This window comes from Brachybacterium sp. P6-10-X1 (assembly GCF_001969445.1).
Taxonomy (GTDB): domain Bacteria; phylum Actinomycetota; class Actinomycetes; order Actinomycetales; family Dermabacteraceae; genus Brachybacterium.
This window is the reverse complement of sequence record NZ_CP017297.1, coordinates 3,227,261-3,239,746: the sequence shown is the minus strand read 5'-3', so window position 1 is coordinate 3,239,746 and position 12,486 is coordinate 3,227,261. Positions and strand designations below refer to the sequence as shown.

The following is a 12,486-nucleotide window of genomic DNA, read 5'->3' as shown; positions in this document are numbered from 1 at the left end:
CCCGGCGGACCCGCCCGGAGCGTCGGGGCCCGACGAACCATCACGACACGCAGCCCGAGCGTGCCGGGTCCACCGATCCGACCCGGAAACGACACGCATCGGTGGAACCGACCGGCGCGTCGCGCCGAGCTCCTCCCCGGAACGTCGCGCACGGCACTCCGGTCGCCGCAACCCCGGCATCCCGGCTGACCGCCGCGCCGTTCCTCGCGCCACACTTGCTACTCATGAGTAACACAACTCGATACATGAGTGTATCGTGTGAGGCGTGATGGAAATCCTCCGCGCACTCCTGACCATCTTCTCCTCCGTGCTCCGCGCCGTCCGGTCCGGGCTCGGCGCCGGCGCGCGCCGTCTCGGCGACGGCCTCGCCGCCGTCGGCCGTGGCCTGCGCGCGGCCGGCTCCGGGGCCATCGCCCTGCTGCCGGGCGAGTGGAAGAAGCCGATCGCGGCACTGTTCGTCGTGGGCCTCGCCCTGGTGCCGCTGATCTACTCCGGCAACATGACGTGGTCCTTCCTGGACCCCAGCAACAACCTCGACCGGGTCACGGCCGCCGTGGTCGACGAGGACGAAGGCGCCACCGTGACGACGCCCGGAGGGACCGACAGCAGCGACGAGAGCCACATCGACGTGGGCGCCGAGTTCACCGACACTCTGGTGGACATGGACAAGGAGACCGTCTACGACTTCGTCGAGGTCTCCCCCGCCGAGGCCCGGCAGGGACTCGAGGACGGCACCTACGGGGCGACCGTGGAGATCCCCTCGGACTTCTCCGCGAACGTGGCCTCGCTCGGCGGCGACGCCGAGGACGCCGCGCCCGCGCTGCTGACAGTCACCACCAACGACTCGGTCAACTACGTGGGCGGCAACTTCACCAAGTCGGTGGGCACGGCGCTGACCGACACCCTGCGGGCGAGCGTGCTCGAGGACTATCTCAGCAACGTCTACGTCGGCTTCACCACGATCCACGACGGCATCGCCGACGCGGTCGACGGCTCAACCGAGCTGGCGGACGGCTCCGCCGAGCTCGCCGACGGCACCGGTGACCTGGTCGACGGCACCGGGGAGCTCACCGACGGCACCGCCCAGCTGGTCGACGGTTCCGAGCAGCTCTCGGCGGGCGCCTCGCAGCTGCACCAGGGCAGCCTCGACCTGGTGGTGGGACTGGACCAGCTCGCCGCCGGCGCGGTGGAGCTCCGCGACGGCGCCGCTCAGCTCGACACCGGCGCAGAGCAGCTCAGCGCGGGGCTGGTCACGCTCGACGAGAAGGGCCGACCCCTGCAGGCCGGTGCCTCCGAGCTCGCCGCGGGCACCGGCGAGATCGCCTCGGGCGCCTCGGACCTCTCGACCGGGGCGAGCCAGGTCGCCGGCGGGACCGAGCAGCTCGACGAGACCGTCGCCGCCGCCCAGCAGCGCCTGGACGAGCTCGGCGTGAACTCCGAGAGCGTCCAGAACACCAGCGACGACCTGACCACCGCGATCGACGAGCTCGAGGGCGCCGCCACCGCGGCCGCCGACCGGCTCGAGCAGCCCGCGACCGACGCCGGCACCCTTACCGCGGCGGCCGACCGGCTGGACGAGACCGCGACCGGGGTCGACGACGCCGCGCAGCAGCTCGCCGACGACACCGCGCAGCGTGCCGAGGACGCCGGGACCCTCCAGGAGGACGCCGGGAGCATCTCCGCCGACGTCGACGAGCTCGACGGGGCGGTGCAGGGCACGCAGGACGCCACCAGGACCGCCGCGGACAGCGCCGCGACGTCCGCCGACGGCGTCCGGGAGTACACCTCCACGGTCGACGACCTCGCGTCCCGGTACTGCGCCGACGGCGGCGGGAACGGCGGGGACGCCGGCGACGGAGGTGGCGAGGACGATGCCGCGGGCGGGGCCGATCCGGCCCTGTGCGAGGAGCTCACGCAGCTCTCCGGGAGCTCGCAGGCCACGCGGGACGACGCCGATGCCGCCGAGTCCGACGCGACCACGGCCGACACCGCCGCCGGGGAGGCCGCGGACATGTCCACCGACGTCTCGGGCACCGCGGACCGGATCTCGTCGTCGGCCGGGGACATCGGCACCTACCTCGAGGACCTCTCGACCACGACCTCGACGCTCGCCGACGGCACGTCCCAGGTGGCCGGGACCACCGGCTCCCTCGCCGAGGACGCCTCGAGCCTGGACTCGGACCTCGCCGCCGTGCGGGAGGATGCCGTGGCGGCCGCGCCCGGAGCCTCGCAGGACGCCTCGGCCGCCGAGCTGGCCGCGGAGCTGGCCGATCAGGCCCGCACCGCAGCGGAGGCGCTGCCCGAGGCCTACTCCTCCCTCGAGCAGGGCGCCACGGACATCCATCGGCTGAACTCCGGCGCCCAGGACCTCTCCACCGGGGCGGAGCAGCTCGCGGCCGCCACCGGGTCCGCGAGCAGCGGCGCCTCCGACCTGGCCTCCGGCGTGGACCAGTACACCGACGGCGTCGGCACCGCCCGCAGCGGCGCCGAGGAGCTCGCCGCCGGGACCGAGCAGCTCGGCACGGGAGCCGACCAGCTCGTGGACGGCACGGCCGATGCCCGGTCGGGGGCCGGACGGCTCGCCGACGGCGCGGGACAGCTCGAGACGGGCACGGACGAAGCCGTCGACGGCACCCGGCAGCTCGACGAGGGCGCCCGCGAGCTCGACGACGGCGCGCAGGACCTCGACGAGGGCGCGGGCCAACTGGCCGACGGCTCCGCGGAGCTGCGCGACGGCCTCGAGGACGCCGAGGAGCAGGTCCCCTCCTACACCGACGCCGAGAACGAGCACCTCTCGCAGACCGCCTCCGACGCGGTGCAGATGGATCTGCAGCGCGAGCACGGCGTGGGGCGCTTCGGCGAGGGTCTGGCGCCGCTGTTCCTCGCGATCAGCCTGTGGGTGGGCGGCATGGCGATCTTCCTGATGATGCCGCCGTTCTCCGAGCAGGCCGCCGCCCGCGGGGCGGGCCCGGTGCGGCTGCTGGCCGGCGGTCTGGTCCCGGCCTTCCTGCTGGGCCTGGTGCAGTCCGCGATCGCGGTCGCGGCCCTCCACTGGGCCGTGGGCATCACCGTCCAGGACCTCCCGCTGATGTTCGCCCTGTCCGCCGTCACGTCCTTGGTGTTCGTGGCGCTGAACCACGGGTTCGGGGCTCTGTTCGGACCGGTGGGGAAGTTCGTGGCGCTGGTGCTGATCGCCCTGCAGATCTCCGGGGCGGGCGGCACCTATCCGGTGGCTACCCTGCCGCCGTTCTTCCAGGCCATCCATCCCTTCCTGCCGATGACCCATGCCGTGGACGCCTTCCGCGGCGCGATCGGCGGGGGCTGGATCGATCCGCGGGGCGACCTGCTGTGGCTCGGCGGCTGGCTGGTGCTCGGCGTCGCGCTGGGGCTGATCGGAGCGGTGGTGCAGCGGCGGGGGGCGCTGCGGGCGGAGGGCCCCGGCGATGGGCCGACGAGATAGGCGGGCCCCGCGGGGCAGGGGGTGGTGGAGCCTCGGGCAGGGATACGCACCTCAACACCGGCGGCGCCGAGGGCTCAGAGGGCACCGAGGGCACAGCGGGTACAGAAGGCACACAGGGCACAGCGGGTACAGAAGGCACACAGGGCACAGCGGGTACAGAAGGCACACAGGGCACAGCGGGTACACAGGGCACCAATTGCCTCGACGATCCCGAGCCCGAGAGGGCCTGACCTCTGGCCGCCCTGCTCGCGGTCGGGTACTGGCGCCATGGCGGGCTTCCTGGCTATATCGCCAAGGCATCCGCTATGTAGCCAGTACTCGACCATGCCCCGCCCCAGCGGCCTGCCCCCACGGACGTGCCCCGGGACCTGCCCCGGAGACCTGCCCCCGGGACCTGCCCCGGGGACCTGCCCCCAGGATCTGCCCCACTCCGGGCCCGCCTCTGCCCCACCCCACCAGCGGCCCCACCCCACCAGCGGCCCCGCCCCGCCGTTGAACCCATCCTCCCCACCGTGCAGCCCTCCACATCTGGTGCCGTCCTGGCCCGCGCCGGCATCCTGTTCGATGGACTGCCCCGATGAGGATTCCTGGAATCATCCATCGTTCGGGGCTGCCGTCCGTCGGGATCTCCGACGCGGATCGACGCCGACTGCTTCGGCAGGGGCATATCCGTCGTGTCGGCACCTGGTACGTCACGGCGGAGGCGCCTGCGGACCTGCTCCCGATCCTTGAGCTCGGCCTACGCGCCACCTGCCTGACCGCGGCGGCGCACCACGGGCTGTGGATACCGCTGCATTCCGGGACCCATGTCTACAGACCGCGCGATGCGCAGGTCATCGGGTCGGTGGCCGAGCTCGTCCCTCACGGGACGGGTCTGCGCAGCTGGCCGGACACCGATCCTGTGGCGGAGCTGTCCCTCGCCCTCGAGCATGCCGCACGATGCCTGCCGATCCCGGAGGCGGCGATCCTGTTCGAATCCGCTCTCCATCGGCACGATCTCACGATGCACGCCGTCCAGGAGTGCCTGTCGCGTCTGCCCCGGCATCTGCGCACGCCCCTCGGACGCGTCAGCCCGCTCGCCGAATCCGGCACCGAGACGGCTGTCCGGTGGTGGCTGGAGTCGCTGACCGTCTCGGTCACCCCCCAGGTGCTGATCGAGGGCGTGGGCCGCGTGGACCTTCTGGTGGGACGCAGCTGGATCATCGAGTGCGACAGCGTGCGGTATCACGACTCGATGGCGCAGTTTCATCGAGATCGGGCCCGCGACCTGCGGCTGCGCTCGCTGGGATACGTGGTGACCCGTCTGACCTGGGAACAGGTCTTCCTCCAGTGGCCGGTGACGAGGGGCCATCTGCTGGCCGTGCTGCGCCGACGCGACCATCGACGGGCACCCTCACGATGAGTCACCTTCGCCTGCTGCCGTTCCCCTCCCCGCCGAACTCCCTGCCCCGGGTGGTCGGGTACTGGCGTCACAGCGTGCGTCCTGGCGATATGGGCAGCGTGCACGCGGTGACGCCAGTTCCCGACGACTCTCCGCGTCCGGCCTGCTCCGGGACCCCTGGGCCCGCGCCGGTGCCCCCTGAGGCCCGCACCGATGCCCCCTCAGGCCCGCGCCGGGACCCCGGGGTCCGCACCGGTGTCACCTGCGGGCTGTGCCGGTGCCACCCGGGCGCTCAGCTGCGCACGAGCTGCCGCCGCCCGGCCCGGGAGGAATCTCCTCCTGGCGTCGGTGCAGCGTCGGCGACGAGCCGATGCCCGGCCGGGCGTGGCGTCGCGCGCGGGGAGGACACGCCACGTGGCAGCGGTGCCCGGCCGAGGCTGCGGATCTCCCAGCCGGCCTCGCGCCACTGCCGCGGGTCCAGGACGTTGCGGCCGTCGATCATCCGGGGCGCGGCGACGAGCTCGGCAGCGACCGCCGGATCGAGGTCGCGGTACTGGCGCCACTCGGTCAGCAGCACCACCAGCTCCGCCCCGGTCAGGGCGTCGTCGGTCCCTGCGACCACGCGGTCCTCGCCCAGGCGTCGGGTTGCCCCGGCCAGGGCCTCCGGGTCGGTGACGCGCACGTCGGCGCCGGCTTCCAGCAGCCGGGCGGCGACGTCCAGGGCCGGGGAGTCGCGCACGTCGTCGCTGTCGGGCTTGAAGGCCGCGCCGAGCACCGTGATGCGGCGACCGTCCAGCTCGCCCAGCGTCTGCTCGGCGAGCGTGACCACGCGGGCGCGGCGCCGCTCGTTGACGGTGTCGACCTCGCGCAGGAACCCGAACGCCTCGCCGACCCCGCGCTCCTCGGCGCTGGCGAGGAAGGCGCGGAGGTCCTTGGGCAGGCAGCCTCCGCCGTAGCCCACCCCGGCACGCAGGAACTTGCTGCCGATGCGGTCGTCCATGCCGAGCGCCCGGGCGACGTCGGTGACGTCCGCCCCGGTGGCCTCGCACATCTCCGCCACGGCGTTGATGAAGGAGATCTTGGTGGCCAGGAAGGCGTTGGCGGAGACCTTCACCAGCTCGGCGGCCTCGTACCCCATCACCAGCCGGGTCACCCCGTGCTCGAGGATCGGGGCGTAGACGGCATCGAGCAGGGCGACCCGCTCGTCGGCGACGTCCGGGTCCGGGATGCCGTAGACGAGCCGGTCCGGGGTCAGGGTGTCCTGGACGGCGAAGCCCTCGCGGAGGAACTCGGGGTTCCACATCAGGCGTGCCCCCGGCACCTGCTCGATCGTGGCGGCGAGTTCTCGGCTGGTGCCGGCGGGGACGGTGGATTTGCCGACCACGAGGGTGGTGGCTCCATCGCGCGCCGGCAGCACGGCGGCCAGGGAGGCGACGGCGGAGCGCAGGTGGCTGAGATCGGCGCCGAAGCCGTCGGCGCGCTGCGGGGTGCCGAGCCCCAGGAAGTGCACGTCGGCGTGGGCCAGCTCGTCGTAGTCGGTGGTGAAGCGCAGGCGCCCGCTGGCCAGCCCGCGCCCCAGCAGCTCCGCGAAACCGGGCTCGTGGAAGGGGGCGCGGCCGGCCTGCAGGGCGGCGACCCGCTGGGGGTCGACGTCCAGGCCGACAACCTCGTGGCCGAGCTGGGCCATGCTGGCGGCGTGGACGGCTCCGAGGTAGCCGATCCCGATCACGGTGATCTTCAGGGTCATGACGTCACGGTCCTCTCATCGGGGGTGGTCGAAGGGTCGTCGGGGATGCGCTCTCGCTCCTCGGGGATGCTCGCGCCGTCCCCGGGGACGGGCACCAGGTCGGCGGCGAGGGATCGTGCGAGGTCGCGCCAGCGGGGTCGGAAGGCGTAGACGCAGGCCAGGCGGGCGAGGGTGCCGGCCTCGTAGGCGGCGAGGGTCGCGGCGGGGATCCGGCCGCGCAGGGCGGCGGCGTCGATCTCCTCGCGCGCGATCCGGGCGTGCTCGGGGCCCCAGATCCGCTGTCTCTCGCGCCAGCTCGCATGGGCGCGCAGGTTGGCGAGGTCCAGGGCGGGGTCACCGATCGCGGCGGTGTCCACGTCGAGCAGCCCGGGGGCCAGGCCCGGCGCGTGGAGGATCTGCTTGTCGTGGAGGTCGCGGTGGATCAGCACGGGCCGGGGCGGGATCTCGAGCCGGGACAGCTCGCGCCGGGCCGAGCCGAGCGCCCGCTCGCGCACGGCGGCCCCGGCCGGGTCGACGTCGGCGGCCCGCTCGTGCCAGGTCTCCAGCACGGCGATCTCCTCGGCGGGGCCGTGGATCGCGGCTCCGCCGACGGGGGCCGGGGCGACGGCGAGCGCTTCGGCCCAGGCTAGGAGCGTGTCGCGCCAGGCGCGTCGCCAGGTGCCGTCCACGCTCGGGAGCGTCTCGTGCAGGGTGGTCCCGGCCAGGGCCGCGGTGGTGCTGGACTCCTCGTCGGCGGCGACCTCGCGCTGGAGGCGGAACGGGCCGTCGAAGGAGCTCGCGCGGGTCAGTGCGTCGTGGAGGCGGCCGGCGCGCCCGGGGCGGACGATCTTCACGTACCGCTCGCCCTCGGGATCCCCCGGGTTCCCGATCCGGAGCACGGCGCGTTTGCCGGGCCGGTGGGAGACGATATGACCCTCCGGGTGCGCGGCGAGGCAGCGGGCCAGGCCGGGCAGGCGCGGGTCCGTTCCGGCCGCGAAGACGGTGGCGGTGCCGGTGACGGGGTCCAGCCGGGCTCCGTGGAGCTGCTCCGCACCGGCCGAGTCGCCCTCCGCCGGATCACCCGTGGCAGGCCCACCCGCGGTCGATCCCCGCCCGGTCGACCCGCTCTCGCTCGAGCCGCCGTCGCGGCGCAGTTCGAGCGGCAGGCCGCGTCCGTCGTCGGGCCAGGCCCGCGCCACCTCCCAGACGGCGCCGCCCGCCACGACCTGCGCGGGAACGAGCGGTGCGGGGCCGGCGGCGGCCGCCCTCGGCAGCGGGAGCATCTCGGGGGCGGCGAGGATCTCCTCGGCCAGCTCCAGTCGGCGTGCGACGGCGACGGGCCAGTCGGGGTGGAACCGACGGATCGGGTCGGCCGCGGCGGCCACGAGGGCCCGTGCGGTCCAGACCGCCAGCTCCTCCGGGACGGGCACGTGCCCCTCCCGGGCGTACCCGTCCAGGAAGGCTCGGGCCAGCTCCTCGGTGTGGGTCACCAGGCAGGAGGCGAGCCACGATCCGAGGTCCGCGCCCAGCGGGCCCCGGCCGGAGCGGTCGAGATCGATGATCCGGATCTGCGCGGGCGACGGGTCGGCCGACGGCACGATCGACGGGTCGGCCGACGGCGCGATCGACGGGCCGGCCGACGGATCGAGGCTCACCAGCACCTGGTCCGGTGTGAGATCGCCGTGGATCAGGCCGTGCCGAGGACGAGTGGGAAGCCGACCCCGCAGCTGCCGGGTGAGGCGGCCGGTCGCGCCGGCGCTGCCGGGCAGCAGCTGCGTGATCGCCTCCAGGGCCGCGGGCACGGGGGCGCCGAGGCGTGCCTCGGGCAGGTCGTCGGCGGCGAGCGCGGCGCCGTGGAGGCGGGCGAGGGCCGCACCGGTCGCGGCCGCGGCGGGCACGGCCTGGTCGTGGCGGGCGTGGTGGGCGAGGTCGCCGTCCCCCCAGTGCTCACCGATCAGCACCGAGGACTTCCCGCGCCAGGGACGCTGCTCGAGAGTGGGCACCCCGAGGGCGAGCCAGGACCGGGTGACCTCCATGATGCCGTCCAGGTCCCGCGCGGCCAGGCGCAGCACCTGGCCGGATCCCGGCAGGTGCAGGACGGCGTGGCGGGCGGGGTTGAAGCTCAGCACGCGCGGTGCGTCCCCGTCAGCGGATCCGGCGGACTCGGCGTTCCCCGCGGAGACGTGGCGCCCGGCAGCGTCGCGGCGGCCGGCAGTGTCGTGACAGCCGGCAGCGTCGTGGGGGCCCGCAGTGTCGTGGCAGCCGGCAGTGTCGTGGCGACCGGCGGTATCGCGGGGGCCCGCGGGGCCGAGGGAGCTGAGCACCCGGTGCCCCGTGCGGCCGATCCGCGGATCGGCCTCGAGGCCGCCGCTGAGCAGGTAGGGACCGCCGGCGGGGCTCGGGTGCTGGGTGAGCGGGACCCCGGAGCGGGCGGCGCGGCGCAGCGCGCCGTCCCGCTTGTCGCGCGAGGCGATCAACAGCGTCCAGCCGACGTCGGACAGCGCGTGGCCGGGAGCTGACGCCTGGCCGGCCGACGCGGCCTCGGTCCGGTGGTGCGAGACCAGGGCGCTGGCGCCGGGCTTGAGGCGGGCGCGGGTCAGGGTGAGCGGGTGGCCGTGCACGGCGGCCAGGGAGGCGGCGTCCAGCAGCGTCCCGGCGCCGGGCAGGTCGGTGTAGGCGGCCAGCAGCGCGGTCGGGTCCAGGACGGGCGGACGGTTCGTGGTGGTCATGCCCGCACCTCCCTCGGCAGGATCGGGGTGCCCAGCTGCCAGACGTCCTCGGTCTCCGGGTCTCGCGCCTCCGGGTCCCGCCTCTCCGGGTCCCGCCTCTCCGGGCCCCGCGCCTCCGGGGCCCGCCCCTCCGAGTCCCGGGCCTCCGGGCCCCGGGCCTCCGGGTCCCCGTCGACGTCGAGCTCGTCCTCGGCGCCCTCCTCGGCGGCGCGCTGCTGGAGGAGCCAGCGGGCGTAGTGCGAGTCGGGGTCGGCGGCGAGCTCGGCGGGGCTGCCGTCCTCGCGGATGGCGCCGTCCTCCAGCCAGAGCACGCGGTCCAGGCCCTCGACGGCACCGACGTCGTGGGTGATGGAGATGGTGGTCCGCGAGCGGGCGAGCTCCCGCAGGGACTCGCCCACCTGGGCCCTCGAGGCGGGGTCGAGGCCGGTGGTGGGCTCGTCGAGCACCACCACGGGCGAGCGTCGGATGAGGGCGCGGGCGATCGCGATGCGCTGACGCTGGCCGCCGGAGAGGGTGTCTCCGCGGTGGCCGAGCTCGGTGTCGTAGCCCTGCGGGAGGCCGGTGATGAAGGCGTGCGCCCCGGCTCGACGGGCGGCCTCCTCGATCTCGGCATCGGTGGCGTCCTGGCGGCCGTAGCGGATGTTCTCCCGCACGGAGACGGAGAACAGCACGGACTCCTGGGGCAGGACGGAGACGTGCCGGCGCAGGTCCTCGAGGGTGACGGTGCGGGTGTCGTGCCCGCCGACGAGGATCGTGCCGTCCTCGGGCTCGGCGAGACGGATCAGGTAGGAGACCAGCGTGGACTTCCCGCCGCCGGAGGGGCCGAGGATGCCCAGGTGCTGACCGGCGGGGATCGTCAGGTCCAGGCCCTCGAACAGGGGCCGACCGTGCCCGTCGCGGGAGCGGATCCCGCAGAAGGAGACGGTGCCCGGGGCTCCGCGCAGCGGCACGGGATCGCTCGGGTCCTCGATCTCGACGCGCTCGTCGAGCAGGTCCGCGATCCGTTCGCCGGAGGCGGTGGCACGGGCGATGCGGCCGGTGTACTTGGCCATGTCGCGCAGCGGCTTCATCGCGATCTTCAGGTACATCATGAACAGCACCAGGTCGCCGGGGGTCATGGAGCCGCGCAGCACCTGCAGCGAACCCGCGACCAGCACGGCGGCCTGGGCGATGCCCACCAGCACGTCGGTGGAGCGCTCCAGTCCGGCCGCCAGGCGCTTGGCCGTCACCCCGGCCTTCATCGCCTTCTCGTTGCCGTCGGCGAACTCGTGGGCGACGGTCTTCTCCAGCCCGTAGGACTGCACCACGCGGATCGCGGCGAGCGCTTCGGCGGCCGCTCCCACCAGGGACCCCTCACCCTTGCGGGTGCTGCGGGAAGCGGTGACGATGTCCGGGGAGGAGCTGCGCGAGAGCAGCAGGTATCCGATCGCGGCCACCACCACGATCGCGGCCAGCGTCGGTTCCAGGATCATCATCACCGCCATCAGCACCACGAGGGTGATCACGTTGCCCACCAGCGGGAGGCCCGCGGTGACGGCGACGTCCTGCAGGCGGCCCATGTCCCCCACCAGGCGCTGGGAGGTGTCCCCGATGGAGGCCCTCTGGTGGTAGCGCAGGGACAGGGCCTGGACGTGGTCGAAGACGCGGGTGCGCAGCTCGGTGGCGATCCGGGCCCCGACCTTCGCGAAGGCGACGGTGGAGAGGTAGTTCGTGCCCGCGCGGCCCGCGATGATCACCACGAGGGCCAGGGCCGCGGCGATCACCGTCTCGGTGAGGTCGAGGCCGAAGGGGGTGACGTCGGGCAGGGAGGCGCCCAGCGACGCGGACACGGCGTCGATCGCGAACTTCAGCGGCCAGGGCTCGAGCACGCGGAAGACCACGTCCGCGAGCAGCGCGACCAGGCCCAGCAGGCACAGCAGCAGGTGACGCGGCAGGTGGGGCCGGACGATCCGCAGGGTGCGGCGCAGGGCCGACGGATCGATGCGGTCCTTCGTGGGGCGGGCGGCGGCGCTCATGAGACCGGCATCCGGGCGAGATCCAGCAGGGCTCGGCAGCGGCTGCGCCAGTCGTGTTCGGCGACCGCGGCCTCCCGCGCGGCGCGCCCCAGACGGGAGCGGCGGGCGGGGTCGGCGGCGAGCTCGTCGAGCGCCGCCGCGAGAGCGTCCACATCCCCCGGCGCGACGAGCACACCGAGCTCCCCCTGGCGCAGCACCTCGGGGATGGTGCCGATCGCGGAGGCGATCACGGGCAGTCCCGCGGCGAGGTACTCGTAGACCTTCAGCGGGGAGAAGTAGTGCTCGCCGGCCGGGTACGGGGCGGTGGCGAGGTCGAGACCGGCCAGCACCTCGGGGACGTGCTCGGGGGCGACGGCGCCGCGGAAGGTGACGCGGTCGGTGATCCCGAGGTGTGCGGCGAGCTGTTCGAGCTCGGGCTGCTGGGGGCCGGTCCCGCAGATGTCCAGGCGCAGGTCGGCCCGGGTGCGGGCGAAGGCCTGCAGCAGCAGGTCGGTGCCGTGCCAGGGCTTCAGGGTGCCGACGAAGCCGACGGTCACGGGGAGCGCGGCGGCCTCCGGAACCTCGGCCGCGGCCGACGGGGCCCGCCGACGCGGGGTGATCCGGGCGGTGTTGACCCCGTTGGGGGTGACGACGACGCGCTCGGGGTTCGCGCCCTGGCCGCGGGCCCATGCGGCCACGGGCTCGGAGACGCAGGAGACCACGTGGGCGGTCCGCAGCTGGGCGCGGGTGGCCGTCTGCGCGGCGGGCTCGTCGTGCAGGTGGCGGTGTCGGCGCTGCTCCTCGATCAGCGGGGCGTTGACCTCGAGGATCGTGGGGATCGGGGCGGCGGAGGCGGGTCCGGGGAGGCGGGTGAGGCGGGCCAGGGCGTCGGAGAACAGCGAGTAGCGCTCGTAGGCGAGGTCGAAGCCGTCGGCCGCGATCTCGGCGGCGATCTCCGCGGCGGCCTCGGCCACTGCGCGCTCGCGCTCGGCGCCGCTCCCCCGGGGCAGGCGGTGGCGACGCACCTCGAGGTCGGCGAGATCGGCGGGCACGTGGTCGTCGGTGCGGGTGCAGAACACGGTCACCTGGTGGCCGTCGGCCCGCAGCGCCCGGACGACCTCCTGGACGTGGACGGAGGCGCCCTTGGTGCCGAAGACCCCGATGCCGGGATCGAGCAGGATGTACGCGATGCGCAT

6 protein-coding genes are annotated in these 12,486 nt (G+C 74.4%); 2 read left to right on the top strand and 4 right to left on the bottom strand.

Annotated elements, in window-relative coordinates; translation table 11 throughout:
• The first annotated feature begins 268 nt into the window (after positions 1–268).
• On the top strand, positions 269–3,460 hold the full coding sequence (locus tag BH708_RS14550) for a YhgE/Pip domain-containing protein (RefSeq protein ID WP_083713624.1): 3,192 nt from the start codon (positions 269–271) through the stop codon (positions 3,458–3,460).
• 577 nt (positions 3,461–4,037) lie between these two features.
• On the top strand, positions 4,038–4,862 hold the full coding sequence (locus tag BH708_RS14545) for a hypothetical protein (protein WP_076809766.1): 825 nt from the start codon (positions 4,038–4,040) through the stop codon (positions 4,860–4,862).
• 271 nt (positions 4,863–5,133) lie between these two features.
• Here BH708_RS14545 and BH708_RS14540 read toward each other — a convergent pair whose 3' ends face one another.
• Genes BH708_RS14540 through BH708_RS14525 form a run of 4 tightly spaced genes read right to left on the bottom strand, consistent with a single transcriptional unit; the run spans position 5,134 to position 12,486 of the window.
• The gene (locus BH708_RS14540; protein WP_216639476.1) at positions 5,134–6,588 is read right to left on the bottom strand and encodes a UDP-glucose/GDP-mannose dehydrogenase family protein; all 1,455 of its coding nucleotides are present in this window, start codon (positions 6,586–6,588) and stop codon (positions 5,134–5,136) included.
• Positions 6,585–9,296, bottom strand: a complete 2,712-nt coding sequence (locus tag BH708_RS14535; RefSeq protein WP_076809764.1) for a phosphotransferase — start codon at positions 9,294–9,296, stop codon at positions 6,585–6,587. The genes BH708_RS14540 and BH708_RS14535 overlap by 4 nt, the downstream gene beginning before the upstream one ends.
• Entirely contained in the window at positions 9,293–11,311 is a 2,019-nt protein-coding gene (locus BH708_RS14530) for an ABC transporter ATP-binding protein (protein ID WP_253705344.1), read from the bottom strand. Before BH708_RS14530 ends, BH708_RS14535 begins: the two co-directional genes overlap by 4 nt.
• Complete coding sequence (locus BH708_RS14525) at positions 11,308–12,486, bottom strand: glycosyltransferase family 4 protein (RefSeq protein WP_076809761.1); 1,179 nt, start codon at positions 12,484–12,486, stop codon at positions 11,308–11,310. The genes BH708_RS14530 and BH708_RS14525 overlap by 4 nt, the downstream gene beginning before the upstream one ends.